The organism is Agrobacterium sp. ST15.16.055 (assembly GCF_027956555.1).
GTDB lineage: Bacteria > Pseudomonadota > Alphaproteobacteria > Rhizobiales > Rhizobiaceae > Agrobacterium > Agrobacterium salinitolerans.
Map to the genome: position 1 here is coordinate 140,082 of NZ_JAQKGN010000007.1, position 25,698 is coordinate 165,779.

21 protein-coding genes are annotated in these 25,698 nt (G+C 60.0%); 3 read left to right on the forward strand and 18 right to left on the reverse strand.

What is annotated here, in order from left to right:
* The first annotated feature begins 266 nt into the window (after nucleotides 1-266).
* Nucleotides 267-1,043 carry a histidinol-phosphatase gene (hisN, locus tag PL599_RS13015; RefSeq protein WP_077983610.1) on the forward strand — a complete coding sequence of 259 codons (777 nt, stop codon included), beginning with the start codon at nucleotides 267-269 and terminating at the stop codon, nucleotides 1,041-1,043.
* A gap of 20 nt (nucleotides 1,044-1,063) precedes the next feature.
* Here hisN and PL599_RS13020 read toward each other — a convergent pair whose 3' ends face one another.
* Complete coding sequence (locus PL599_RS13020; RefSeq protein ID WP_077983611.1) at nucleotides 1,064-2,005, reverse strand: alpha/beta fold hydrolase; 942 nt, start codon at nucleotides 2,003-2,005, stop codon at nucleotides 1,064-1,066.
* A gap of 379 nt (nucleotides 2,006-2,384) precedes the next feature.
* Between PL599_RS13020 and hspL the strand changes: the two genes are divergently transcribed.
* On the forward strand, nucleotides 2,385-2,867 hold the full coding sequence (gene hspL, locus PL599_RS13025; protein WP_003519731.1) for a heat shock protein HspL: 483 nt from the start codon (nucleotides 2,385-2,387) through the stop codon (nucleotides 2,865-2,867).
* Between the two features lie 65 nt (nucleotides 2,868-2,932).
* On the opposite strand, the gene PL599_RS13030 is transcribed toward hspL, so the two are convergent.
* Entirely contained in the window at nucleotides 2,933-3,952 is a 1,020-nt protein-coding gene (locus tag PL599_RS13030; protein WP_077983256.1) for a bile acid:sodium symporter family protein, read from the reverse strand.
* Between the two features lie 98 nt (nucleotides 3,953-4,050).
* Between PL599_RS13030 and PL599_RS13035 the strand changes: the two genes are divergently transcribed.
* Entirely contained in the window at nucleotides 4,051-4,911 is an 861-nt protein-coding gene (locus PL599_RS13035) for a LysR family transcriptional regulator (RefSeq protein ID WP_271359089.1), read from the forward strand.
* Nucleotides 4,912-4,916: 5 nt separating this feature from the next.
* Here the strand turns inward: PL599_RS13035 and glpK are convergent, their stop codons facing one another.
* The 16 genes from glpK to PL599_RS13115 form a co-directional block, all read right to left on the reverse strand.
* Complete coding sequence (glpK, locus tag PL599_RS13040; RefSeq protein ID WP_077983263.1) at nucleotides 4,917-6,416, reverse strand: glycerol kinase GlpK; 1,500 nt, start codon at nucleotides 6,414-6,416, stop codon at nucleotides 4,917-4,919.
* A gap of 69 nt (nucleotides 6,417-6,485) precedes the next feature.
* The gene (locus tag PL599_RS13045) at nucleotides 6,486-8,207 is read right to left on the reverse strand and encodes an ABC transporter substrate-binding protein (protein ID WP_077983254.1); all 1,722 of its coding nucleotides are present in this window, start codon (nucleotides 8,205-8,207) and stop codon (nucleotides 6,486-6,488) included.
* Between the two features lie 74 nt (nucleotides 8,208-8,281).
* Nucleotides 8,282-8,575 (reverse strand): DUF2160 domain-containing protein, encoded by a 294-nt coding sequence (locus PL599_RS13050; RefSeq protein ID WP_077983253.1) that lies wholly within the window; start codon nucleotides 8,573-8,575, stop codon nucleotides 8,282-8,284.
* Nucleotides 8,576-8,577: 2 nt separating this feature from the next.
* A complete protein-coding gene (locus PL599_RS13055) occupies nucleotides 8,578-9,498 on the reverse strand; it encodes a carbohydrate ABC transporter permease (RefSeq protein ID WP_077983252.1) in 921 nt (306 codons plus the stop codon).
* Nucleotides 9,499-9,501: 3 nt separating this feature from the next.
* On the reverse strand, nucleotides 9,502-10,368 hold the full coding sequence (locus tag PL599_RS13060) for a carbohydrate ABC transporter permease (RefSeq protein WP_269823880.1): 867 nt from the start codon (nucleotides 10,366-10,368) through the stop codon (nucleotides 9,502-9,504).
* A gap of 2 nt (nucleotides 10,369-10,370) precedes the next feature.
* The gene (locus PL599_RS13065; RefSeq protein WP_137411291.1) at nucleotides 10,371-11,441 is read right to left on the reverse strand and encodes an ABC transporter ATP-binding protein; all 1,071 of its coding nucleotides are present in this window, start codon (nucleotides 11,439-11,441) and stop codon (nucleotides 10,371-10,373) included.
* A 12-nt stretch (nucleotides 11,442-11,453) separates the two neighbouring features.
* A complete protein-coding gene (locus tag PL599_RS13070) occupies nucleotides 11,454-12,524 on the reverse strand; it encodes an ABC transporter ATP-binding protein (RefSeq protein WP_269823881.1) in 1,071 nt (356 codons plus the stop codon).
* A 36-nt stretch (nucleotides 12,525-12,560) separates the two neighbouring features.
* Entirely contained in the window at nucleotides 12,561-14,084 is a 1,524-nt protein-coding gene (locus PL599_RS13075) for a glycerol-3-phosphate dehydrogenase (RefSeq protein ID WP_269823882.1), read from the reverse strand.
* A gap of 108 nt (nucleotides 14,085-14,192) precedes the next feature.
* The gene (locus PL599_RS13080; protein WP_142913548.1) at nucleotides 14,193-14,966 is read right to left on the reverse strand and encodes a DeoR/GlpR family DNA-binding transcription regulator; all 774 of its coding nucleotides are present in this window, start codon (nucleotides 14,964-14,966) and stop codon (nucleotides 14,193-14,195) included.
* 153 nt (nucleotides 14,967-15,119) lie between these two features.
* Complete coding sequence (cysG, locus tag PL599_RS13085; RefSeq protein ID WP_170985596.1) at nucleotides 15,120-16,580, reverse strand: siroheme synthase CysG; 1,461 nt, start codon at nucleotides 16,578-16,580, stop codon at nucleotides 15,120-15,122.
* On the reverse strand, nucleotides 16,552-19,200 hold the full coding sequence (locus tag PL599_RS13090; RefSeq protein ID WP_269823883.1) for a nitrate reductase: 2,649 nt from the start codon (nucleotides 19,198-19,200) through the stop codon (nucleotides 16,552-16,554). The genes cysG and PL599_RS13090 overlap by 29 nt, the downstream gene beginning before the upstream one ends.
* Nucleotides 19,201-19,426: 226 nt before the next feature.
* On the reverse strand, nucleotides 19,427-19,762 hold the full coding sequence (nirD, locus tag PL599_RS13095) for a nitrite reductase small subunit NirD (RefSeq protein WP_003519747.1): 336 nt from the start codon (nucleotides 19,760-19,762) through the stop codon (nucleotides 19,427-19,429).
* A gap of 5 nt (nucleotides 19,763-19,767) precedes the next feature.
* The gene (gene nirB, locus PL599_RS13100) at nucleotides 19,768-22,215 is read right to left on the reverse strand and encodes a nitrite reductase large subunit NirB (RefSeq protein WP_269823884.1); all 2,448 of its coding nucleotides are present in this window, start codon (nucleotides 22,213-22,215) and stop codon (nucleotides 19,768-19,770) included.
* A gap of 5 nt (nucleotides 22,216-22,220) precedes the next feature.
* Nucleotides 22,221-23,018: an ABC transporter ATP-binding protein gene (locus tag PL599_RS13105; RefSeq protein ID WP_269823885.1), complete on the reverse strand. Its 798-nt coding sequence runs from the start codon at nucleotides 23,016-23,018 to the stop codon at nucleotides 22,221-22,223.
* A gap of 13 nt (nucleotides 23,019-23,031) precedes the next feature.
* A complete protein-coding gene (gene ntrB / locus PL599_RS13110; RefSeq protein WP_077983240.1) occupies nucleotides 23,032-23,925 on the reverse strand; it encodes a nitrate ABC transporter permease in 894 nt (297 codons plus the stop codon).
* A gap of 113 nt (nucleotides 23,926-24,038) precedes the next feature.
* Complete coding sequence (locus tag PL599_RS13115; protein ID WP_077983239.1) at nucleotides 24,039-25,331, reverse strand: CmpA/NrtA family ABC transporter substrate-binding protein; 1,293 nt, start codon at nucleotides 25,329-25,331, stop codon at nucleotides 24,039-24,041.
* Between the last annotated feature and the right edge of the window lie 367 nt (nucleotides 25,332-25,698).

A 25,698-nucleotide genomic window follows, 5' to 3' on the forward strand; every position in this document is an offset into this window, starting at 1 on the left:
GCCGGACAAAAAAAACCGCGCCTTGGCGCGGTCAAGTCTAGGGAGGAAACACCCAAGGAGGGTATTTACAGTCAAAGACTGCAGGATCACGCTACGTAGTAATTGCACAATTGTCAATCATTTTTTTATGTGCATATTTTTTAGGCTTATGCTGAAAATATGGAAACACCGGTACCGCCATTCGTATGAGTGGACGGCGGATGTGATTCCGGTCTATGCATTGCCCCACAAAATTCAGACCAAATATCCAGGCAATGAGGTTTCGCATGCTGCCCGACCGGGATTTCTTCTTCAAACTTGCCGATGCCGCCAGCGCAGAAACGCTCCCCCGCTTTCGCACGGGCATTGCCGTCACCAACAAGCAGGATGGCGGCTATGATCCGGTGACAGAAGGCGATCAGGCGGCAGAAACAGCTATTCGCGCGCTTATCGAACAGCGTTTTCCGCAGCATGGCATTCTGGGCGAAGAACACGGCAATATTGGTCTCGACCGCGATCACATCTGGGTCATAGACCCGATTGACGGCACACGCGCCTTCATTTCCGGCGTGCCTGTCTGGGGCACGCTGATCGGTTTCCAGTCCGCCGGCCGCGCCACCATGGGCATGATGGACCAGCCTTTCACGAAGGAGCGTTATTTCGCCGATGGCGAAGCGGCCTGGTATTTCGGGCCGGATGGCGAGCGGAAAATCCACACGCGCGACTGTGCGTCGCTATCGGACGCCGTGCTGTTCACTACGACACCCCACATCTTTACTGCGGAAGAAAAGCCCTTCTACGAAAAAGTACAGGATCAGGTCCGCCTTTTCCGCTACGGCGTGGATTGTTACGCCTATTGCCTGCTTGCGGCCGGCCACGTCGATTTGGTGATCGAATCCGGCTTGAAGCCCTATGATGTCGGCGCGTTGATCCCTGTGATCGAGCAGGCCGGCGGCATCATGACGACCTGGGATGGCGGGCGTCCGGAAAATGGCGGGCGCATTCTGGCGGCCGGCTCCAAGGCCGTGCACGAAGAAGCTCTTGCCATTCTCTCGAAACTCTAGGCAGCCCGCTTAAGCGGCCATCACTCCGGCGCGAAAAAGGCGTCGATGGCCGCCAGCGCCTGTTTGCGGAAAACATCGCGCTCATGCAGCAATTCGTGGCGCGCACCGGTGATCGGAAGAAGCTGCGCTGCCCGGAAATTTCGTGAGAGTTCTTCCTGTGCCTTGTAGGGCGTAATGGTATCCAGCATCGGCGCCAGAATGAGGGTCGGAATGGTGATATTCGTCAGATGGTCCTGAGTGACCACCCGTCCCATGGTCTTCAGCGCCTCATAGACCCAGCGCGCCGTCGGCGCACCGATGAAAAGCTCCGGAAACTGCCTGTGCAGCGAGAGATTTCTTGCAAAACGTCTGGAGTCCGAGGTGAGCGGATTGCCGTCAAAATCCCGCTCGCGCTGATCCTTGCCGAGCTGAACCCGCCCGAGGCCAACGAGACTTAGAGCCGTCGCCACCACCCGAATGACGGATGAGGGGACGGATTGCTGGCTGTCCAGCTCGATGAAGGGCGAGCAAAGCGCCAGACGGTCGATCCGGTTCGACAGGCCGGGCGCGGCGGCAAGCGCTGCAAGCGCGCCGGTGGAATGCGCGATCATGAAGAACGGCAGCCGCGTATCCGGCAACACCACCTGTTCGAGAAAAAGGCCGATATCACGCTGGTAGTCGGAGAACCTTCGCACATGCCCGGCGCCCGGTTTTTTCAGCAATCTTTCGGAACCGCCCTGCCCGCGCGTATCGAAGGTCGCAACCCAGAAACCCATGGCGGTGAGATCGCTCACCGTTTCGAAATATTTCTCGATACATTCGTTCCTGCCATGCAGCAGAACCACGGTTCCGCGGGCCACCTGGCGGCTGGCGCGAAAGATCGCATAGCGAAGCTGTTTGCCGCGATAGCCGGTAAAATATCCGACGGTATGGTTGTCGGGAACCGGGTTGTCTTCGCTGGCGCGCAATGTGGCTTCGATCATCGGTCTTTTCCGGCTTTTCTGCCTCTTCGGGATAGGTCGGCGGCGCGGGAAGGTCAAAGAAAAAATTGCCGGAACCGTCGGTTAAAGCAGTCGCGGTTCCGGCGAATAAGACAGAAGAAGAAGGGACGTTATTGCTTCTGTCCACGGAGAATGTCTCCGATGACCGATGTTTTATGGCTCTCAAACTGAACGATGCCGGAACCTGACGTTCAGCCATGGTTCATGTTGCTTTCGCCTTTTCACGCCCCCTTGACGCGGCGGCAAGCCATTCCCATCTCATTCATGCGGTCGCCAGAACGGGACCGCGCCACATGTCCGGCCGTCGCCAGAACGGGATGCCGGGCTTAACCGCAAACAGTCGCTTCTTAAGGAGGACACCATGCGTCACGTTGATTTTTCCCCCCTCTATCGTTCCACCGTCGGCTTCGACCGTCTTTTCTCGATGCTTGACGGCCTCGGCCAGCCCGAGCAGGCCCAGTCCTATCCGCCCTACAATATCGAGCGGACCGGCGAGAACACCTATCGCATCACCATGGCCGTCGCTGGTTTCGATGAGAACGAACTCAGCATCGAATCCCGCGCCAATGCGCTGACTGTAAAAGCCGAGAAATCCGCGGATGAGAAATCCACGGAAGGCGAGTTTCTTTATCGCGGTATCGCCACGCGCGCTTTCGAGCGTCGCTTCCAGCTTGCCGATCACGTCGAAGTCCAGACCGCTTCCCTGAAGAACGGCCTGCTCCACATCGACCTCGTCCGCAATATTCCGGAAGCCATGAAGCCGCGCCGCATTGCGATCTCGTCCGACAGCGCAGATGCGCCGAAGACCATAGAAGCCCAGATTTCGCCGGCTCAGGTCAACTAAGCTTTCCTTCATGCAAAACGAACGGCCCCTTCATGGGGCCGTTTTATTTGCGGAGAACCCTCGCGTCAGCGGCTGGAAGCAGCCGCACCTTCCGTGGCAACCGGTTCCGGCATCGCCGCTTTTTCATGGGCCTTGCGCGCGTAACGCTGAGCCAGAACCGCGCAGACCATCAGCTGAATCTGATGAAAAAGCATGATTGGCAGGACGATCGCGCCGATGCTCTGGCCGGCGAAGATGGCGCCCGCCATGGGCACGCCGCTGGCGAGGCTCTTTTTCGAACCGCAGAAGGTGATGGTGATTTCATCGGCCTTGTCGAAACCCAGCAAACGGCTGCCGAACATCGTCACGCACAGAACAAGCGCCAGCAGCAGGATATTGATGACGATGACCACGCCAATATCCCTGAGCGAAAATGTGTGCCAGATGCCTTCGATAACCGCATCGGAAAAAGCGAGATAAACGACCATAAGGATGGAGCCGCGATCGACCGGCGCCAGCAATTTCTTGCGCGCCCTGATCCAGTCGCCGATCCACGGCTGCAAAACCTGACCGACGATAAAGGGCAGAAGCAGTTGCAGAAAGATTTGCAGAAACGCATCCAGCGAAAATCCACCGCCATGGCCGCCCACCGTAAACAGCAGGCCAACCAGCAGCGGGGTGAGGAACATGCCGAAAATATTCGAAGCGGAGGCAGAACAAATTGCCGCCGGCACGTTTCCGCCCGCCATGGAGGTGAAGGCAATGGAGGACTGCACGGTGGATGGCAACACGCAGAGGAACAACATGCCCATATAAAGCGGGGCAGGCAGAATATTCTCGGGAATGAAACCGATCGCCACGCCGAGCAGCGGGAACAGGCCGAAGGTCACGAGAAGGATCGCCAGATGCAGGCGCCAGTGCAGGATACCGGCAATCACCACATCCCGGGAAAGCCGCGCGCCGTGGAGGAAAAACAGCAACGCTATCGCGAGTTTTGTCGCCAGCCCGAAATACTCCGCCGGCTCACCGCTGATCGGCAAAATGGAAGCCAAAAGTACGGTGGCCACCAGCATCATGGTGAAGCGATCAGGTAGGAAGCGGGTCATGGGAGGTCTTTCCGGCATCGGTTTTGCTTGAAACGCGCGTTACTATCGCTCATCATGAATTCCGATGCAAAGATTAACAGTTATCGCGATTCAGGATAATGCTGAACCTTCAACATCTTGCCAGCTTCGTGATGCTTCACCAGACCGGCAGCTTCACGCTGGCGGCCGAACGGCTGGGGATTGGCCAGTCCACCGTCAGCCAGCATATTCAAAGGCTTGAGACCGCACTTGGCCGCCGGCTGATCGCGCGCAGCACCCATCAGGTAAAACTGACGGGTGAAGGTGAGGCGCTGCTGGGTTATGCCCGCAATATGCTTGATATCGACAGCAAGGTCTCCTCACTCTTCAGCGAGAACCGTCTGCGCGGACGGCTGCGGCTTGGTGTGTCGGAAGATTTTGTCGCCAGCCGGCTAACCGCCATTCTGGAAGAGTTCATCCGCCTTTATCCCCTCGTAGATCTGGAACTGACGGTTTCGCTGAGCGGCGTGCTTTACCAGATGCAGGACAATGGTGAACTGGATGTGGTGCTCGCCAAACGCCGTCTTGGCGACAAGCTCGGGCACTTTCTCTACCGCGAACCGCTCGTGTGGCTGGCGCGCGACCCGGAGCGGATGCTGAACCAGCCGGATGCGCTGCCGCTGATTGCCTTTCCGCCGCCGAGCATCACCCGAAAGGCGGCGCAGGATGCGCTCCACCGGGCCGGCCTCGCGTGGCGGATCGTCTGCACCTGCGGCAGTCTCAGCGGGCTGACCGCGGCAGCAAGGGCGGGCATGGGCATTCTGGTGCAGCCGCGCAGCATGGCACCGGCAGGCCTGAAGGAAATTACCTCAGGCGTGCTACCGCCGCTGGAGGACGTGGAATTCGTGCTTCAACCAAGCAAGGGCGCGGATGCGAAGCTGGTGCGCGCGCTTTCCGATCTCGTTTCCAGCAAGAGCATCGCACCCGGCAGTTTCGTGTAGCCTGTTCAATTCTCCCGTCGCGACAGGCAGCGACCGACGCTATCGCGCCAGCCGGCAATGGCGTCTTTCCTTTCGGCCTCTTCCATTGCGGGGCTGAAACGGCGATCACGCCGCCAATGCTCGGCGAAGGCCTTGCGGTCCGGCCAGATGCCGGCGCGTGAGGCGGCAAGCCAGGCCGCTCCAAGAATGGTTGTTTCCAGAAAAACCGGCCGATCGACCGGTGCCGCAAGAATATCCGCCAGCCGCTGCATAGTCCAATCCGAAGCGACCATGCCGCCATCGACCCGGAGCACTGTCTTGCCGTTGTCTCCCGCCCAGTCCTTGCGCATGGCGTCCAGCAGGTCGAAGGTCTGATAGGCGACGCTTTCCAGCGCCGCGCGGGCGAATTCCGCTGGACCGGTGCCACGCGTCAGCCCGAAAATCGCGCCACGGGCCTCCGCGTCCCAATAGGGCGCGCCAAGACCGGTGAAGGCCGGAACCAGATAGACACGCTGATGGGCGTCGGCCTTTTCCGCAAGTGCGCTAACCTCGGAAGCGACCGAGATGAAACCAAGCTCATCGCGCAGCCATTGCACGGCGGCACCGGCAATGAAAATGGAGCCTTCCAGCGCATAGGTGGTGACACCGTCGAGACGGTAAGCGATGGTCGTCAGCAGCCGGTTGGTCGAGGCGACGCGATCCGTGCCGGTATTAAGGAGCGCAAAGCAGCCCGTGCCGTAGGTGGATTTCATCATGCCCGGCTCGAAGCAGGCATTGCCGATGACGGCTGCCTGCTGGTCGCCGGCCACACCCAGGATCGGAATTTCCGCGCCCAGCAGCGACTTGTCGGTCACGCCGAAATCGGCGGCGCAATCCAGCACTTCCGGCAGCATGGCGCTGGGAATGTCGAGGATCGACAGAAGCTCATCGTCCCATGTATTTTCTTCGATATTGTAGATCAGCGTCCGCGAGGCATTGGTGGCGTCGGTGACATGGCGGCGGCCGCCAGTCAGGCGATAAATCAGGAAACTGTCGACAGTGCCGAAGCAGATTTCTCCCTTCACGGCTTTTTCGCGAAGACCGCTGACGCTGTCCAGAAGCCATTTCAGCTTCGTGCCGGAAAAATAGGGATCGAGCAACAGGCCGGTCTTTTTCGAAAACAGCGGCTCAAGTCCCCGGCGTTTTAGATCCTCGCAGATGGGCGCGGCGCGCCGATCCTGCCAGACCACGGCCCGATGCACGGCCTCGCCCGTGTTCCTGTCCCACAGTACCGTCGTTTCGCGCTGGTTGGTAATGCCGATCGCCTCGATATCGGAGGCGGCGATGCCGGCATCGGCAAGCGCCAGCCGAATGGTTTCGAGCACGCTTCTCCAGATATCCTCGGCATCGTGTTCAACCCAGCCCGAGGCCGGGAAATGTTGCGGAAATTCTCGCTGCCCGACACCGATGACCCGCATGTCGCGATCAAAGACCATCGACCGTGTCGATGTCGTTCCCTGATCGATCGCCAGAATATAACCGCCCATCATGCCACTCCCTTTCAGACGCAATGACCGGGGCGGCAAGCCGCCCCGGTTTCAGATTTTACGCAGAAATCACTTCTGCCAGCTTTTGACCAGTTCGTCGTAATTGACGGTGACCGGTTTTTCCTTTTCGTCGGCTATCTTCAGCTGCGGCGCCAGATTGCCCTTCGAAACGGCATCCTTGTTCCAGTATTCGATATCGTGCTCTTCCGCCAGCTTCGGGCCGATATCGCCCTGCACGCCAGCGCGTTCCAGACGGCTCATGACCTTTTCCTGCTCAGCGCAGAGAGAGTCCATCGCGGCCTGCGCGGTTTTCGCACCCGACGAAGCATCCCCGATCGCCTGCCACCACAATTGCGCCAGCTTCGGATAATCCGGAACGTTGGTGCCGGTCGGCGACCATTGCACGCGGGCCGGCGAACGATAGAACTCGATGAGACCGCCGAGCTTGGAGGCCCGGTCCGTGAAGCTCTTGTGGTGGATGGTGGTGTCGCGAATGAAGGTCAGGCCCACGTGGCTCTTCTTCACATCCACGGTCTTGGAGGTCACGAACTGCGCGTAGAGCCAGGCGGCCTTGGCGCGGTCGTCGGGGGTGGATTTCATCAGCGTCCACGAACCCACATCCTGATAACCGAGTTTCATGCCGTCCTTCCAGTAGACGCCATGTGGCGAAGGTGCGACACGCCATTTCGGCGAACCGTCCTCGTTCACGACCGGCAGGCCGGGTTTGGCCATATCGGCGGTAAACGCCGTATACCAGAAGATCTGCTGGGCGATATTGCCCTGCGCCGGCACCGGACCGGATTCGGAGAAGGTCATGCCCTGCGCCTCCGGCGGCGCATATTTCTTCAGCCATTCAAGATATTTCTCGATGGAGTAGACCGAAGCCGGACCGTTGGTATCGCCGCCGCGCGCCACGCAGGAGCCGACCGGCTGCGACTTGTCGTTGACCTTGATGCCCCATTCATCGACGGGCAGACCATTCGGCAGGCCCTTGTCGCCGTTGCCGGCCATGGAAAGCCAGGCATCTGTGAAGCGCCAGCCGAGCGACGGGTCCTTCTTGCCATAGTCCATATGGCCGAAGACCTTCTTGCCGTCGACATCCCGGCCGGTGAAGAATTCGGCAATATCCTCATAGGCCGACCAGTTGACCGGCACGCCGAGGTCATACCCGTATTTAGCCTTGAAATCGGCCTTGTTCTTTTCATCGTTGAACCAGTCGTAACGGAACCAGTAGAGGTTCGCGAACTGCTGATCCGGAAGCTGGTAGAGCTTCTTGTCCGGCGCCGTCGTAAAGGCGCTGCCGATGAAGTCCTTAAGGTCGAGACCGGGATTGGTGACGTCCTTGCCTTCATTGGCCATGAAGTCGGTCAGGTTGCGCACCTGCTGGTAGCGCCAATGGGTGCCGATGAGGTCGCTATCGTTGACCCAGCCGTCATAAAGGTTTTGGCCGGTCTGCATCTGGGTCTGGATTTTTTCGACAACGTCACCCTCCTGGATCAGGTCGTGCGTGACCTTGATGCCGGTAATGGCGGTGAAGGCCGGGGCCAGAACCTTGGATTCATATTCATGGGTCGTCAGAGATTCCGAAACGACCTTGATTTCCATGCCCGCAAAAGGTTTCGCGGCATCGACAAACCATTGCAGCTCCTTTTCCTGATCCGCACGGGAAAGGGACGACATGTCGCCGATTTCCTTATCCAGAAACTGCTTTGCTTCCTCCATTCCGGCGAAAGCGGAACCCGTCATTGCCAGCAGCATGGCCGCCGTCGTCGTCATCAAATGCCGTCGCATATCAGTCCTCCCAAGGGTTTGCGATTGCATGAAGTCTACGGGTGCGGTTTTCCTCCGCCGCACCGTTTCCTGCTCTAGACAAAACGGAAAACGCCGATGGCGTAGACCAAGGATAGAGCGAGAGCCCACCACAGGTTCGGGCCGACCAGCCCGAGCCATGCGAGATGAATGAAGGCGCTGCCGAGCAGCGAGATGAACAACCTGTCGCCCCGCGTGGTCTCGAAGCGCAACAGGCCGAAGCGGGGATTGCCGCCGGGCGAGAGTTGCTCCCACACCCACATGCCGACGAGCAGCACGGCGATAGCGCCGAAAAACGCACCCGTCTGCCAAGTCCACGCCATCCAGGTAAAATCGGGCATCTTCATCATGGTCAAACCCTCCCGAGCGCAAAGCCCTTGGCGATATAATTGCGCACGAACCAGATCACCAGCGCGCCGGGGATCAGCGTCAGCACGCCGGCGGCGGCAAGCAAGCCCCAGTCCATACCGGCGGCCGAAACGGTGCGTGTCATGGTCGCAGCGATCGGTTTTGCGTCCGTCGTCGTCAGCGTGCGGGCGATCAGAAGCTCGACCCACGAGAACATGAAGCTGAAGAAGCAGGCGACACCAATGCCGGAAGCGATGAGCGGCATGAAAATCTTCACGAAGAATTTCGGGAAGGAGTAGCCGTCAATATAGGCGGTCTCGTCGATTTCCTTCGGCACGCCGGACATGAAGCCTTCGAGAATCCACACCGCCAGCGGCACGTTGAACAGGCAATGCGCCAGCGCCACGGCTATATGCGTATCGATCAGCCCGAAAGCCGAATACAGCTGGAAGAAGGGCAGCGCGAAGACGGCGGGCGGCGCCATGCGGTTGGTCAAAAGCCAGAAGAACAGGTGCTTGTCGCCCAGAAAACGATAACGCGAGAAGGCGTAGGCCGCCGGCAGCGCAGCCGCGACCGAAATCACCATGTTCATCACGACATAGATGATTGAATTGATATAGCCCGAATACCAGGACGAATCGGTAAAGATCGTCCGGTAGTTCTGCAACGTCGGCTCATGCGGATAAAGCGTCATGGACGAGACGATTTCCGTGTTCGTCTTGAAGCTCATATTGACGAGCCAGTAGATCGGAACAAGCAGCAGCAGGATATAGATCGTCGGGACCAGCCAGGAAAAACGCGACGGCCCATGGCGGCGACGCCGCGCATTGACGGCAAGTCCGGATCGCCCCGTCGCATTCGCTCTCACCGGCGAACTGCCGATGCCGTTGCGCTCCACGCTTGTGGTGACATTCGAGGCGCTCATGTCTCAAGTCTCCGCGTCGTGGCTGGTCATGACGGTGTAGAACACCCAAGACAGCAGCAGGATGATGAGGAAGTAGATCAGCGACATGGCTGCCGCCGGCCCGAGGTCAAACTGGCCGAGCGCAACCTTAACGAGATCTATCGACAGGAAGGTCGTGGAATTGCCCGGGCCGCCGCCGGTGACGACGAAAGGCTCGGTATAGATCATGAAACTGTCCATGAAACGAAGCAGGAAGGCGATCAGCAGTACCCGCTTCATCTTCGGCAGCTGGATGTACCGGAACACCGCAAAACGCGACGCGCCATCGATCCTTGCCGCCTGATAATAGGCGTCCGGAATGGAGACGAGACTGGCGTAACACAGAAGCACGACAAGGCTCGTCCAGTGCCAGACATCCATGATGACCACGGTGATCCACGCATCGACCGGATCGTTGACATAGTTGTAATCGAGCCCGAGTTGATTGGCGTAATAGCCGAGCAGACCGATATCGCTGCGGCCGAAAACCTGCCAGATCGTGCCGACGACATTCCACGGCACCAGCAGCGGCAGCGCCATGGTGACAAGGCAGACGGGCACGCCGATGCCGGATTTCGGCATCTTGAGCGCGATGAAGATGCCGAGCGGAATTTCAATCGCCAGAATAATGCAGGAAAACAAAAGGTTGCGGCCCAACGCATCCCAGAAACGGGCGGAACGGAGAATGTCCTCGAACCATTGCGTTCCCGCCCAGAAGAACTGGTTATTGCCGAACGTATCCTGCACCGAATAATTCACGACGGTCATCAGCGGAATGACGGCGGAAAAGGCGACCAGCACCAGCACCGGCAGCACCATGAACCATGCCTTGTTGTTCCAGCTCTTTTCCATGGTCAGGCCCCCATCTTTACACGCCAGGAATCGGCGAAGACGCCAATGGCGGCCGGATCGAAGCGAACGCCCGCTTCAGCCGGGATTTCCTCGTCTTCGGCAACGACAATCGCAAGCTTTTGTCCGGCAAACCGGGCGCGCACGATCTTCTGCCGGCCGATATCCTCGACCTTGTCGACAATGATGGGCATGCCGCCCCGTTCCAGCCGGACAAATTCTGGACGGATGCCGATCTCGATGCGTTGCCCTCCCTCAACCTTTGGCGCACCGGCCAGCGGTACGTCGAGGCCGCCGACCATTGCGGTCGCGCCGGCGATACTGGCGGGCAGCACGTTCATGCCGGGCGAGCCGATGAAATAACCGACGAATGTATGGCCCGGCCGCTCGAAGAGCTCAGCCGGCGTGCCGATCTGGACGATCTGCCCGTCATACATGACCACAACCTTGTCGGCGAAGGTCAGCGCTTCGGTCTGGTCGTGGGTCACATAGACCATGGTGAAACCGGATTGCCGGTGCAACCGCTTCAGCTGCGAGCGCAACACCCATTTCATGTGCGGATCGATGACCGTCAACGGCTCATCGAAGAGGATCGCGTTGACATCGGACCGCACCAGCCCGCGCGCCAGCGAAATCTTCTGTTTCTGATCCGCCGTCAGACCACGCGCATGGCGTTTGGCCATGCCGGAAAGATCGGTCATTTCCAGGATTTCCCGCACCCGGCGGTCGACTTCGGCTTCCGGCACATGCCGGTTGCGCAGCGGAAAGGCCAGATTGTCGTAGACCGTCATCGTGTCGTAAACGACCGGGAACTGGAACACCTGCGCAATATTGCGGTCTTCCGTGGCGAAATCCGTCACGTCGGTTCCGTCAAAAGCGATGCGGCCTTCGGAGGGGCGCAGCAGCCCGGAAATGATGTTGAGCAGCGTGGTCTTGCCGCAGCCGGAAGGCCCCAGCAGCGCGTAGGCCCCGCCGTCTTCCCATTCATGGTGGACTTCCTTCAGCGCATAGTCGCCGGCAGCCTGCGCCTTTGCGTTATAAGCGTGGCGGATGTGATCGAGCGTGATGCGTGCCATGATCGATCTCCCTCAAGCCGCTTTGCCGATGGCGCGGCCATTCGCGTCAAAGGCCATCAGGTGTTTTGTATCGAGAAACAGTTCTATGTCCCTGTCCGGCTCGATGTCGTGAATGCCATGCGCCAGCATGACCCAGCGCCGGCCCGAAAATTCTACATGCACGAAGCTTTCCGATCCGGCGATTTCCGAAATCAGCGTCCGCGCCCGGATCGACTGGCGGGCCTCGCCCTTCGCTTGCGGGAAAAGATGATGCGGCTGGAAAGCGATGGTCAAAGGTCCATCCGGCACGGCGGCAAGATGCGCGGGCACCGCAATTACCGCCTGGTCGGCACGGGTGAATGCGCCGCCCGCCTTGACGACCTCGATGGTATTGAGCGGCGGGTCCGCAAAAATTTCGGCGGTGACGATATCCACCGGGCGCCGGTAAACCTCGATGGTGTGGCTGAACTGCGTTACCCTGCCCTCGTTGAGCGTTGCGGTATTGCCGCCCAAAAGCAGCGCCTCGGAAGGTTCGGTGGTGGCATAAACGAAAATGGCGCCGGATTCGGCGAAGATGCGCGGCAGCTCCTCGCGCAGCTCTTCGCGCAGCTTGTAATCGAGATTGGCCAGCGGCTCATCAAGCAGCACCAGATTGGCGTTTTTGACGATGGCGCGGGCGAGTGCTGTGCGCTGCTGCTGGCCGCCGGAAAGATTGAGTGGCGTACGGTCTAGATAGGGCGTCAGCTTCAAAAGCTCGGCGGCTTTCCTCACTTCCCTGTCGATGGTCGACTGGTCCTTGCCGGCAACGCGCATGGGCGAGGCGATGTTTTCATAAACGCTGAGCGCCGGATAGTTGATGAACTGCTGATAGACCATGGCGACGTTGCGCTTCTGCACCGGAAAACCCGTTACGTCTTCGCCATTGAAAAAGATCGAGCCGGCGCTCGGCTTGTCCAGCCCGGCCATCAGCCGCATCAGCGTCGTCTTGCCCGAAAGTGTCGGTCCAAGCAGGACGTTCAGGCTTCCGCGCTGCAACGTCAGATCGGTCGGGTGAATATGATATTCACCGCCAACCATCTTCGAGACGTTTCGCAATTCAAGCATGGTGATCCAAAGCCTCCTCCGCTTTTATCCGGATCGTCAGATTGCCCTTAAGCGCCCACCTGCAATGTCTTCGACATAATCCTCCAGCGCACGCACCTCTTCCGGGGTAAAAAAGAGGCCCTGCTTGGTGCGGCGCCACAGAATATCCTCGGCCGTCAGCGCCCATTCCTGCGCCATCAGCCAGCGAACCTCAGCTTCGTAGAGCGTACCGCCGAAATACCGCCCCAGCGCCGCCGCCTCTGTGGCATCGCCGATCAGTACCGCCGCATCCGTTCCGTAGCAGCGCACAAGCCGCTCCGCATGACGCTCTTTAAGAAAGGGGTAACGCGACCGCAGCGCCGAAACCTCCGCGTTGTAGGCCTCCGCGCCGAAATTCCCACCCGGCAGATGTGAGCCCGCCGTCCAAGGCGCGCCCTTTTCACCCAGCGCATCGCCGATTTTTTCAAGAGCATGTTCGGCAAGCCGCCGATAGGTGGTGAGCTTGCCGCCGAAAATATTGAGAAGCGGCGCTCCGCCTTCCGCCCCTTCGGTTTTCAGCACATAATCGCGGGTCGCTTCCTGCGCCTTCGATGCCCCGTCATCGAATAGCGGGCGCACGCCGGAATAGGTCCAGACGATATCCTCAGGCTTCACCGGTTCAGCGAAATATTCGCTCGCCGCATTGCAAAGATAGCTGATCTCCTCGTCGCTGATCTTAACAGCCCGGGGGTCGGCGGTATAGTCGCGATCCGTCGTGCCGATCAGCGTAAAGTCCTGTTCATAGGGAATGGCGAAGATGATCCGCCCGTCCGGATTCTGGAAAAAATACGCACGCGGATCGGAAAATTTCTTGCGCACGATGATGTGGCTGCCCTGCACCAGGCGGACATTATGGACATTGTTTTTGCCGAATGCCGAGGACAACACCTTGTCCACCCAGGGACCCGCGGCATTCACCAGCATGCGCGCCCGGTAGGTCTTGGCCTCTCCGGCCGCATTTTTCGTTTCGACTCGCCAGAAGGCGCCTTCGCGCCGGGCTGAAAACACCTGCGTGCGGTTGAGGATGAGCGCGCCGCGATTGGCAGCGTCGCGGGCATTCAGCACCACCAGGCGGGCATCGTCCACCCAGCCATCCGAATATTCGAAGGCGCGGGCAAAAATCGGTTTCAAAGGTTTCCCGGCGGGATCGCGGCGCAGATCGAGCGAGCGGGTCGCAGGCAGAAGCTTGCGGCCGCCGAGATGGTCGTACAGAAATAGCCCGAGACGCACGAGCCAGGCCGGGCGCACCCCGCCCTTCTGGAACGGCAGTACGAAGCGCATGGGCCAGATGATGTGCGGCGCCATAGCCCACAGCACCTCACGCTCCATCAGCGCTTCGCGCACGAGACGAAACTCGTAATGTTCGAGATAACGCAAACCGCCATGTATGAGCTTGGTAGCGGCGGAAGACGTGCCGGAGGCAAAATCGTTCATTTCCGCAAGTGCGACGGAATAACCTCTGCCGACGGCATCACGCGCGATGCCGCAGCCATTGATACCGCCGCCGATCACGAAAATATCGTGAATTGCCTCGTCAGACATGAATCCTCCCGCGCTTTCATCGACGCTCTCCCCATCGACATATTGAAAGCACGAACATCTAATTCGAAGACAAAACGAATGTCAAACGAAATTGATAGATCGTCCCGATCAGGACTCGCGCATCTCGGTTTCGATCAACCGGACGTCATGATCGGCACAGATGGACCGGATCGAATCCACCGGACAATGATCGGTGATGAAAGTATGCACCTGGGAAAGATGGCCGATACGAACCGGAGCCGTGCGCTCGAATTTGAGCGAATCCGACACGAGAATGACATGGCGCGCATTGGAGATGATTGCCTGCGCGACCTTCACCTCACGAAAGTCAAAATCCAGCAAGGCGCCGTCCTCATCGATGGCCGAAACGCCGATGACGGCGAAATCCACCTTGAACTGGCGAATGAAATCCACCGCCGCCTCGCCGACGATACCGCCATCGGAACCGCGCACGACACCGCCGGCAATCACCACCTCGATACCGGGGAAGACCCTCAACCTGTTGGCAACATTGATGTTGTTGGTAATGACCATCAACTCGTGATGATCCGCCAGCGCTTCGCCCACGGCTTCGGTCGTCGTGCCGATATTGATGAAAAGTGACGAGTTGTTGGGGATGAGGGCGGCGGCGGCGGCACCGATCGCCTGCTTTTCGGAAGAGGCTATCGCCCGACGCGCCTCGTATTTGACGTTTTCGTTGCCGCTTGGAAAAAGCGCGCCGCCATGGATGCGGGTCAGAACCCGCGTATCGCAGAGATCGTTCAAGTCCTTGCGGATCGTCTGGGGTGTCACCGAAAACCGCGCCGCCAGCTCATCGACCAGCACCCGCCCATTGGCCTTCGCCAGCGCAACGATTTCCTCCTGACGCGGTGTGAGCAGCATTTCACCCTCCCTCCTCTTTCAATTTTTTCGTTTTATTGAAGAGCGAACGAAAAACCAATGTCAAGGGACGGTTTTGCAGTAGCGATGGTGGCGGTATCAAAACAGCGAAATGCGGTTCCGCAGGCAGGGCTTGAAGCCACTTGACGATATTATTTAGCCGACTTTCTCAATCAACAGGTTGGAGCGGGACATTGCCGAGGAGGCGACAGCAAATACATCGCCGATACCGATCAGCACAGGTTCGTTCACGCCCAGTCTCTTGACGGCGGCACCGAGTTCCATCAGGGGGCCGCACCATCGCTGCTCATTCGCCCGGCTGACGGAAATCATGACCGCAACGGGCGTTGAAGCGGGCATGCCGTGAGCGAGCAGGCAGGCCTCTATGCTGGCTGCGGTTCGCCCGCCCATGTAAAAAACCGTGGTCACGGAAGGGTTTGACAGGGATTGCCAGTCGATATTCTCCGGCAGCTTGCCCTGCCGGGAATGGCCGGTGATGAAGCGTACCGACTGCGCATGGTCGCGATGGGTCAGGGAAACACCCAGACGCGAGGCCATCGCACTTGCGGCAGTGATGCCGGGCACAATCTCGACCGGGATATTTTCGGCTTCCAGCGCGGCGATCTCCTCGCCGGCGCGCCCGAAAATCATCGGATCGCCGGATTTCAACCGCACCACCCGTTTGCCGGCCTTGGCGAGGCGGATCATCATGTCATTGATGTCTTCCTGCCGGCAACTTTCCCGGCCGCCGCGCTTGCCGACCAGCATGCGCTTCGCCTCCCGTCGCGCCAGTTCAAGCACCTCGGCTGAAACGAGATCGTCGAACAGTATGACATCGGCCGCCTGCAAAGCGCGCACCGCTTTCAGCGTCAGCAGTTCGGCATCGCCCGGTCCTGCGCCCACAAGCGTCACAAGGCCGCGCCCCAATCCTGCCCGCGCAGCCTGCATTCCGATATCCGCAAGCAGCCGTTCCTCGCTGCCCTCATCCAGCCTTTCGGTGAAGGCCCGATCGACGAATTTTTCCCAGAAATAACGCCGCGACGCGCCGGGAGCGAGCCGCAGATTGACGCGCTCGCGGATTGTCTGGGCAAGCGCGCCCCAGTCCTTCAGCGAAAGCGGCAGTAATGTCTCGATGCGCCGGCGGATGGCCTGCGCCAGAATGGGGGCTGCACCATCGGTTGAAATCGACACCACCACCGGTGAGCGATTGACGATGGAGCCGAACTGGAACTGGCAGAATTCCGGCTTGTCGATGACATTGACGGGCACGCCGGCCGCGCGCGCGGCATGGTAAAATCTTTTGGCTTCCGCATCGGTTTCGCAATCGGCCAGCGCCAGTTCCGCGCCCTCGAAGATATCCGGACCCCACGGACGGTCATCCCACATCAGCATCTGGCTTTTCGCGACAAGCGCTGCAAAGCTTTCCGAAAGCTCGCTTGCCTCGCAATAAAGATGCAATTCCGCCCCGCAGGCAAGCAGCAGTTCTGCCTTCCAGGCGGCCGCGTCCGATCCGCCCGCCAGAACCACACGCTTGCCCTCAAGCCCCCAGAAGACCGGCAGCTTGGCCAGTCTTTCCATGCGGGCCGGTTCATTCCGCTGCGGTTTTAAGGCATCCATCGATGATCCCCCTGATTTCGGCGCGGCAGGAGCCGCAATTGGTTCCGGCATTCAGCGCTTTGCCGATGGCTTCGACGCTGTGACAACCATTACGAATGGCGGACGTGATCTGATTCACCCCGACATTAAAGCACGAGCAGACAGTTGCGCCCGGATCGGCCCGCCCCGCCCCCGGTCGCCCGGCGACCAGCGCAAAACGCATGCGCAAATCCTCATGACGTTCGGAAAGCTGCGATATCGCCCAGTTGCGGGCAACCGCCACAGGCTCCCGAGCGATGAACAGCGCCGCAAGCAGCGTATCGCCGTCGAAAAAGGCAAGGCGCAGATCACCCGTCTGCCGGTCGCTATAGCCCAGCGGCTCGATCCGGACATCGATGCCGAAAACCTGACGCGCCCAGAGCGTCCAGTCTTCAGGCGCTTCCGCGAAGGCAAGTTCCATGCGATAGCCACCGTCTGCCTTGGCGACGGCCCAGTAGGCGCAACCCGGCGCATCCGGTCGGCTGCGGCAGATGGCGAAACCATAGGCGCTCGCCTCGAAACGTCTTGCCTGGACGCCCACATTCTTCGAAGCGGGCTGGCCGGAATGCGGATCCGTCACCGGCGCTACGACCGTATCGATGCGCCCGCGCGCGGCAAACTGATCGTTCCAGTGCATCGGCGCGAAGACCGAGCCGCGCGCCTGTCTTTCGCTCACCAGCACCCGCAGCAGCACCTTGCCATGCGGGCTTTCCAGCTCCACCAGATCAGCACTTTCTATTCCCAGCGCCTGCGCATCGCGCGGGTGAAACTCGGCGAAAGGCTCGGCGATATGGGCGGTGAGGCGGGCGCTTTTGCCGGTGCGGGTCATCGTGTGCCATTGGTCGCGAACGCGCCCGGTATTCAGCGTCAGCGGATAGTCCGCCGATGTCCTGTCTGTCTGCGGCAAGGCGGTGGCGATCAGCCTTGCCTTGCCATCTTCATGATAAAACCGGCCGTTCGCGAAAAAGCGCGTCACCTCGGCCTTGCCGGCCTCGGCTTTCGGCCATTGGAAGGGAGTCATCCCGTCGTAGCCATCCCGGTCGATCCCGCCGATATCGAAATCACGGCTACCGGCATTTTCGAAAGCGGAAAGAGCCGCGTGTTCGGCAAAAATTTCCGATGGCTGACGAAAAGCGAAGGCCGCGCCGAAGCCCATGCGCCGGCCCACTTCCGCCATCTGCCACCAGTCGGCCCTGGCTTGGCCAGGCACAGGCAGAAAGCCGCGCTGGCGAGAAATGCGGCGCTCGGAGTTGGTGACGGTCCCGTCCTTTTCCCCCCAGCCGAGCGATGGCAGAAGCACATGCGCATGGCGAGCCGTGTCGGTACTCGCCATGACATCGGAGACGACGACAAAAGGACAGGCCTTTATCGCCGTCTCGACGGCACCGGCATCCGGCATGGATACGACTGGGTTGGTAGCCATAATCCATAGCGCCTTGATGCGACCGTCCGCCACCGCCCGGAACATGTCCACCGCCTTCAGGCCAGGCTTTTGCGCGATGACGGGCGATCCCCAGAAGCGCTGGACACGGCCGCGATCCTCGGCGCTTTCGATAGCCATATGGGCGGCCAGCATATTGGCAAGCCCGCCCACCTCTCGCCCGCCCATGGCGTTCGGCTGGCCGGTCAGCGAAAATGGCCCCATGCCCGGCCGGCCGATGCGGCCGGTGGCGAGATGGCAATTGATGATGGCGTTGACCTTGTCGGTGCCGCTTTCAGACTGGTTGACGCCCTGGCTGTAGCAGGTGACGGTTTTTTCCGTGCGCTCGAACAATTCGTAAAAGGATATCAGTTCGGCGATGGTCAGGCCGGTGGCCTCGGCAATTTCCGGCAAGCTATGCTCACTTGCGGCCTGCGTGGCAGCCTCGAAACCGGCCGTATGGCTTTCAACGTAACCGCGGTCTATTGCGCTGCTGGCGAAAAGATGCGCCAGCAGGCCGGTAAACAGCGCCACGTCCCCATCGGGGCGGATGGCAAGGTGCATATCGGCAATATCGGCGCTCATCGTCCGGCGCGGATCGATGACGACGACTTTCATCCCCGGCCGCGCCGCCTTCGCCGCCGCCAGCCTTTGATAAAGAACGGGATGGCACCAGGCGAGGTTGGAACCGGTGAGGATCACCAGATCGGCAAGCTCCATATCCTCGTAGGTGCCCGGCACCGTATCGGCGCCGAAGGCGCGGCGATGGCCGGCGACGGAGGACGACATGCAGAGCCTTGAATTGGTATCGATATTGGCCGAGCCGATGAAACCCTTCATCAGCTTGTTCGCCAGGTAATAATCTTCCGTCAGCAATTGGCCGGAGACGTAAAAGGCGACCGAATCCGGGCCGTGTTCGGCAATGGCGTCGAAAAAACGGGACGCGACGAGATCGAGCGCCTCGCCCCATGCCGCCCGCCGGCCGGCGATTTCAGGGTAAAGCAGGCGGCCGTCGAGATCGATGGTTTCGGCCAGAGCAGAACCTTTAGAGCACAGGCGACCGAAATTGGCGAGGTGGTCCGGATCGCCTTTGACGGAAACGACGCCGTCATCGGCAACGGTGGCGATGACGCCGCAGCCGACGCCGCAATAGGGACAGGTGGTTTTGGTTTCAACGGGCATGGTTTTGCCCTCTTATTTGCCCTCTCGGCGCGTGGCGTTTACCCCCCTCTGTCCTGCCGGACATCTCCCCCTCAAGGGGGGAGATCGACAAGCGGATGGCTCCCCGCTTGATAGCTGCAGGCGACATCGCAAGCTGTGAATCGGCGTCCGCGCCACAGTTGATCTCCCCCCTTGAGGGGGAGATGCCCGGCAGGGCAGAGGGGGGTATCTTCGCCGCCATCTCCATTCACTCCGCCGCGATCATCAGGGTCTCAAGCGCAATAGAAAGCCGCCCATCCAGATTACGCACCGGAATCGTCCGTACCTCCCCTTCATCCGCCCCCAACGCCTTGCCGGTTTCCAGCGAAATCACCCAATTGTGCAGCGGACACGTCACCGAAGCCCCGTGCACGATGCCCTGGGAGAGCGGCCCGCCCTTGTGCGGGCAATGGTCCTCGATCGCGAAGACCTGATTTTCCGCCGTGCGGAACACGGCGATCTTGCCCATCGGTGTCTTCACGCACCGCGCGCCGCGCAGCGGGATGTCGGAGATATCGCCAATATCGATCCAGTTGCTGTCCATCGTTCTCACTCCGCCGCCTCGCTGAAACCGATCGCCGCCATGGGCCTGAACTCATGCTTGTCGCGGCCGGAGACACGCTCCGACCAGGGATCGACCTGCGCGAATTTTTGACTGAAGACGAAGCGCTCGAAATAGGCCCGGCGCTTGTCAGCATCCTCCATGATTTGGCGGCGCACCTCGTCGTAACCGATGCGCTTGGCCCATTTGTAGATACGCTCGAGATAGCGCGCCTGTTCGCGATACATCTGCGTCAGCGCGACGATATGTTCCAGCGCCTCGTCCTCGGTATGGACGAGACCCAGAACTTCCGTGCCCTTGATATCGAGACCCGCAGCACCGGCGAAGTGGATTTCAAAACCGGAATCGACGCAGATGACGCCGATATCCTTGCAGGTGGCCTCCGCGCAGTTGCGCGGACAGCCGGAAACGGCAAGCTTCAGCTTGGCGGGCGTCCACGAGCCCCACATGAATTTTTCGATGCGGATGCCGAGCCCGGTCGAATCCTGCGTGCCGAAACGGCACCATTGCTGACCGACACAGGTTTTTACCGTGCGCAAGCCCTTGGCGTAGGCCTGACCGGAAATGAAGCCGGCCTTGCCGAGATCGGCCCAGACGGCGGGCAGATCCTCCTTCTCGATGCCGAGCAGGTCGATACGCTGGCCGCCCGTTACCTTCACCATAGGGATATCGAACTTGTCGACCACATCGGCAATCGCCCTAAGCTCAGAGGAGGAGGTGACGCCGCCCCACATGCGCGGCACGACGGAATAGGTGCCGTCCTTCTGGATATTGGCGTGAACGCGCTCATTGATGTAGCGCGACTGGTAATCATCGGCATATTCGTCCGGGAAGTCGCAGACGAGGTAATAATTAAGCGCCGGCCGGCACTTGGCGCAGCCGCAGGAGGTCTTCCATTCCAGTTCCTGCATCACGGCGGGAATGGTCTTCAGACCCTTGGCCTCAATGAGCCGGCGCACATCGTCATGGCCGAGATCCGTGCATTTGCACATGGGCTGCACGGCGGCGGGGTTGTAGCTGTCGCCGAGCGTCAGCGTCATCAGCTGCTCGACAAGGCCGGTGCAATTGCCGCAGGAGGCGGACGCCTTGGTGTGGGCGCGCACATCGTCGAGCGATGTCAGCCCCTTGGAGGTGATGGCCGTGGTGATCTTGCCCTTGCACACGCCGTTGCAGCCGCAGATTTCCGCATCATCCGGCAAGGCTGCAACGGCCGCCATAGGGTCCAGCGGCGACCCTCCCTGATAGGCCTGGCCGAAGATCAGGGTTTCGCGCATGGCGGAAATGTCGGTGGATTTCTTCATCAGGTCGAAGAACCATGATCCGTCCGCCGTCTCGCCGTAAAGAACCGCGCCGATGATGCGGTTGTCCTTGAGGATCAGGCGCTTGTAGACACCGGCCGTGGCATCGCGCAGCACGATTTCCTCGCGGTCGTCACCTTCGGCGAAATCGCCGGCGGAAAACAGGTTGATGCCGGTGACCTTCAGCTTCGTATTGGTGACGGAGCCGTGATATTCGGCCGAACCGCCGCGAAGCCGGTCGGCCAGCACCCGCGCCGATTCGTAAAGCGGTGCAACCAGCCCGTAGCAGATGCCGCGATGTTCGGCGCATTCGCCGAGCGCGTAGATCGAGGCATCCGAGGTCATCATGCCGTCATCCACGACGATGCCGCGATTGACGGCGATGCCGGCTTCCTTTGCGAGACCGGAGGCGGGACGGATGCCGACCGCCATCACCACCATATCGCCCTTGATAACACGGCCGTCTTCCAGCTCTATGCCTTCGACCTTGTCTTCACCCAGAATGCATTTGGTGTTGGCCTTGGTGATGATGTCGATGCCGCGCTCATTGAGCGCCTTTTCCAGAAGATAGGCCGCTGCCGGATCGAGCTGGCGTTCCATGATCGTCGGCATCAGATGGATGACGGTGACATCCATGCCCTGACGCTTGAGGCCATAGGCCGCTTCCAGCCCGAGAAGGCCGGCGCCGATGACGATGGCGCGGCCTTTCCCCTCGGCGATTTCCAGCATTTTCGTGACGTCGTCGAGATCGCGATAGGCAAGCACGCCCGGCAATTGATGGCCGGGAACGGGAATGATGAAGGGCAGAGAGCCGGTGGCGATCACCAGCTTGTCGTAGGAGGCCGTGATGCCGTTTTCGCTGGTGACGGTCTTCTTGCCACGATCGATGCCGGTGACCTTAGCGCCCTTATGCAGCGTCACATTATGGGCCGCATACCATTCGTCATCATGAATGACGATATCCTCATAGCTCTTTTCGCCTGAAAGAACCGGCGAGAGCATGATGCGGTCGTAATTGACGCGCGGCTCGGCGTTGAAAATAGTGACGTCGTAAAGGCCGGGGGCGGTGTCGAACAGGTTCTCCAGCATGCGCCCCGGCGCCATGCCATTGCCGATGATGACGAGTTTTTGCGTCATGGTCGTTACTCCGCAGCTTCGATGAAGCGGTGACGTTCGTAAAGGAATTTCAGAACGGCCTCGCGGCATTTGAGATAGGTCTTGTCGGAGGCGAGCTCGATGCGGTTGCGCGGGCGTGCCAGCGGCACGTCCAGCACTTCGCCGATATGGGCGGCGGGACCGTTGGTCATCATCACGATACGGTCGGAGAGCAGCACCGCCTCGTCGACATCATGGGTGATCATGACCATGGTGTTGCCGAGCCGCGCGTGGATTTCCATCACCGCGTCTTGAAGATGGGCGCGGGTCAGCGCGTCGAGCGCTCCGAAAGGCTCGTCCAGTAGCAGGATTTTTGGCTCCATGGCGAGCGCCCGTGCGATGCCGACGCGCTGCTTCATGCCGCCGGAAATTTCAGACGGTTTCTTGTCTTTTGCGTGGGCCATCTGCACGAGATCGAGATTGCGCATGACCCAGTCGTGCCGCTCGGCCCGTGTCTTGGTGTTGCGGAATACTTTCTCCACGGCGAGATTGACGTTTTCATAGACTGAAAGCCAGGGCAGCAGGCTGTGGTTCTGGAACACGACAGCGCGTTCCGGACCGGGCTCGTTGACCTCCCGGTTTTCGAGAAGCACCGCACCGGCGGAGACTTTCGTCAGCCCGGCGATGAGGTTCAGCATGGTGGACTTGCCACAGCCGGAATGGCCGATGACCGAGACGAATTCGCCTTTGCCGATGGTGAGGTTGATGCCTTTCAACACCTCGGCGCGTGCGCCGCCCTTGTCGAAATATTTGTCGATGTGATCGAGCTTCAGATAAACATTCATAATTTTGGCCCTCTCAATTAGCCGCAGCGCCGCGGGTGATGACCTTGCCGAGAGCAGCCACCAGCTTGTCGAGCATGAAGCCGACAACGCCGATGTAAGCCAGCGCCACGATGATGTCGGGCAGGCGCGAGGAGTTCCACGCATCCCAGATGAAGAAACCGATGCCGACGCCGCCGGTCAGCATTTCAGCCGCAACGATGGCGAGCCACGAAAGGCCGATGCCGATACGCAGGCCGGTGAAGATATAGGGCGCCGCCGAAGGCAGCATGATCTTGAAGAAAAATTCCAGCTGGTTGAGCCGCAGCACCTGCGCCACGTTGCGGTAGTCCTGCGGAATGTTGCGCACGCCGACCGCCGTGTTGATGATGACAGGCCAGATGGAGGTGATGAAGATCACGAAAATGGCCGATGGGTTGCTGTCCTGAAAAGCGGCCAGCGACAGCGGCAGCCAGGCAAGCGGCGGCACGGTGCGCAGCACCTGAAAGATCGGGTCGAGACCACGCATGGCCCAGACCGACTGGCCGATGACGGCACCGAGAATGATGCCGGCGATCGCCGCAAGGCCGAAACCGTAAGCCACGCGCTCCAGCGATACCAGCACACGCCAGCCAAGGCCGATATCCTGCGATCCGTTCTCGAAGAACGGCGATACGATGAGATCGTAGCTTTCCTCGAAGACCTGGCTTGGCGGCGGCAGCGATGCGCCCGGCGCGGAACAGAGAAGCTGCCAGACACCGAGCAGAATGGCGAGTACGAGGAATGGCGGTATGGTGTTGCGGGCCGCCGCCGCACTCCATTTGCGCAGATCGATGCGCGGTGACTGTTTCGGCGCAAGCGACACGATATTTGCCTTCTGCGCTACCGGCTGATGCGGCTCTTCGTTGAATTTACGGGCCAATGCGGACATGGGCGTTCCCTCTTGATTTCGGTTGCGGTCTGGGCTCGCCCCTCATCCGGTCTTCAGCGGCGCCGGTTGGGTGGCACTGCTGGCGGATGAGGAGCGGCACCCGGCTCTCCTCCTCAGGAGGCCGCCTTGATGGACAGGCTTTCGAGATAGGCCGACGGGTTTTCAGGATCGAAGACCTTGCCGTCGAAGAAGGTTTCCTTGCCGCGCGAGGTGGAGGCGGGAAGATCGGCAACACCGAGATCCTTGGCCGCCTCGCGCCAGATATCCTCGCGGTTGACCTTCGCGACCAGCGCCTTCACATCCGTATCGGGCGCGAATTTGCCCCAGCGGATGTTCTCCGCGATGAACCAGCTGTCATGGCTGCGGAAGGGATAGGAGGTGTGGTCCTGCCAGAACTTCATCTGCAGGCCGGTATTTTCGAGCACGCGGCCGTTGCCGTAATTGATATTGCCCTTGAGGCGACCGAGAACGTCCTTCGGTGGCACGTTAAACCATTGGCGTTTGCCGAGGATGGCGGACATTTCCTCCTTGTTCGCCATTTCATCGCACCATTGCTGCGCCTCCATGACGGCCATCAGCAGCGCCTTGGTGGCGTTAGGGTTCTTTTCCACCCAGTCGGCGCGCATGCCGAGCGCCTTTTCCGGATGGCCCTTCCAGAGTTCGCCGGTGGTACAGGCGGTGAAACCGATGCCCTGATTGACGAGCTGCTCGTTCCAGGGTTCGCCCACACAGAAGACGTCCATATTGCCGACCTTCATATTGGCGACCATCTGCGGCGGCGGAACGACAATGGTGGAGACGTCCTTGTCCGGGTCGATGCCGCCGGCGGCAAGCCAATAGCGAAGCCACAGATCATGCGTGCCGCCGGGGAAGGTCATGGCGGCCTTGATTTCCTTGCCCTCGGCCTTCTTTTTCTCAAAAGCCGCCTTTAACTTGGAAGCATCCAGTTGAACGCCGGTTTCGGCATATTCCCTGGCGGCGGAAATGCCCTGGCTGTCGAGGTTGAGGCGGGCGAGGATGGCCATCGGCACCGGCACATTATTCTGGGTCACCCTGCCGGTATGCATGAGATAGGGCATGGGTGTCAGGATATGCGCGCCGTCAATGCCGTTCGATGCGCCGCCGAGCACGAGATTGTCGCGCGTCGCACCCCAGGAGGCCTGTTTCAGAACCTCGACATCCGGCATGCCGTGTTTGGCGAAGAGGCCCTTTTCTGCCGCAACGATGAGCGGGGCGGCATCGGTCAGCGCGATGAACCCTATTTTCGCGCCTTTCACCTCGGGCTCAGCGGTGGCTGCGAAAGCACCGGAAGGAAAGGCCGCGCGCACGGCGCTGACGAGGGCGACGGCGGCTGTCGTCTTCAATATCGTGCGGCGGCTGACAGCGCCGGAGACTATCTCTTTCATTCGCATGTTCCCCTTATTAGGCCACCTTTGCGGGTGACGTTTTCGCTTGCGAAAAAACCTGAAAATAAAAAAACGCCGCTCGGTGTTTGCGCCTGCGGAACGGGAGGTGTTCCGGGCAGCAAAACCTTGCGACGTCTATGTCTTTGAAAGCGCCTATGCCGCGCCCTGCTCGCCCCGATCGCCGTTGACCGGTGCAAACAAAGAGACGCAAGAGGCGTGCCAGTTTTCTATATGGAAGCTATATTATTGTAAATAAAACAGAATTTCGGAAGTCTCGTCAAACGATTAAATTTTAACCAGCCGCAATTTTGTCTATCGTTTGCGCAACTGGAGAAATTCCGCGCTTGAAATTTGCGCAGCTAGCCCG

Bases quoted from the DNA above. Each gene is read 5' to 3' on its own strand.
- hisN (WP_077983610.1), top strand. From the start codon at position 267: ATGCTGCCCGACCGGGATTTCTTCTTCAAACTTGCCGATGCCGCCAGC.
- PL599_RS13020 (WP_077983611.1), bottom strand. From the start codon at position 2,005: ATGATCGAAGCCACATTGCGCGCCAGCGAAGACAACCCGGTTCCCGAC.
- hspL (WP_003519731.1), top strand. From the start codon at position 2,385: ATGCGTCACGTTGATTTTTCCCCCCTCTATCGTTCCACCGTCGGCTTC.
- PL599_RS13030 (WP_077983256.1), bottom strand. From the start codon at position 3,952: ATGACCCGCTTCCTACCTGATCGCTTCACCATGATGCTGGTGGCCACC.
- PL599_RS13035 (WP_271359089.1), top strand. From the start codon at position 4,051: ATGCTGAACCTTCAACATCTTGCCAGCTTCGTGATGCTTCACCAGACC.
- glpK (WP_077983263.1), bottom strand. From the start codon at position 6,416: ATGGGCGGTTATATTCTGGCGATCGATCAGGGAACGACATCGACACGG.
- PL599_RS13045 (WP_077983254.1), bottom strand. From the start codon at position 8,207: ATGCGACGGCATTTGATGACGACGACGGCGGCCATGCTGCTGGCAATG.
- PL599_RS13050 (WP_077983253.1), bottom strand. From the start codon at position 8,575: ATGATGAAGATGCCCGATTTTACCTGGATGGCGTGGACTTGGCAGACG.
- PL599_RS13055 (WP_077983252.1), bottom strand. From the start codon at position 9,498: ATGAGCGCCTCGAATGTCACCACAAGCGTGGAGCGCAACGGCATCGGC.
- PL599_RS13060 (WP_269823880.1), bottom strand. From the start codon at position 10,368: ATGGAAAAGAGCTGGAACAACAAGGCATGGTTCATGGTGCTGCCGGTG.
- PL599_RS13065 (WP_137411291.1), bottom strand. From the start codon at position 11,441: ATGGCACGCATCACGCTCGATCACATCCGCCACGCTTATAACGCAAAG.
- PL599_RS13070 (WP_269823881.1), bottom strand. From the start codon at position 12,524: ATGCTTGAATTGCGAAACGTCTCGAAGATGGTTGGCGGTGAATATCAT.
- PL599_RS13075 (WP_269823882.1), bottom strand. From the start codon at position 14,084: ATGTCTGACGAGGCAATTCACGATATTTTCGTGATCGGCGGCGGTATC.
- PL599_RS13080 (WP_142913548.1), bottom strand. From the start codon at position 14,966: ATGCTGCTCACACCGCGTCAGGAGGAAATCGTTGCGCTGGCGAAGGCC.
- cysG (WP_170985596.1), bottom strand. From the start codon at position 16,580: ATGGATGCCTTAAAACCGCAGCGGAATGAACCGGCCCGCATGGAAAGA.
- PL599_RS13090 (WP_269823883.1), bottom strand. From the start codon at position 19,200: ATGCCCGTTGAAACCAAAACCACCTGTCCCTATTGCGGCGTCGGCTGC.
- nirD (WP_003519747.1), bottom strand. From the start codon at position 19,762: ATGGACAGCAACTGGATCGATATTGGCGATATCTCCGACATCCCGCTG.
- nirB (WP_269823884.1), bottom strand. From the start codon at position 22,215: ATGACGCAAAAACTCGTCATCATCGGCAATGGCATGGCGCCGGGGCGC.
- PL599_RS13105 (WP_269823885.1), bottom strand. From the start codon at position 23,018: ATGAATGTTTATCTGAAGCTCGATCACATCGACAAATATTTCGACAAG.
- ntrB (WP_077983240.1), bottom strand. From the start codon at position 23,925: ATGTCCGCATTGGCCCGTAAATTCAACGAAGAGCCGCATCAGCCGGTA.
- PL599_RS13115 (WP_077983239.1), bottom strand. From the start codon at position 25,331: ATGAAAGAGATAGTCTCCGGCGCTGTCAGCCGCCGCACGATATTGAAG.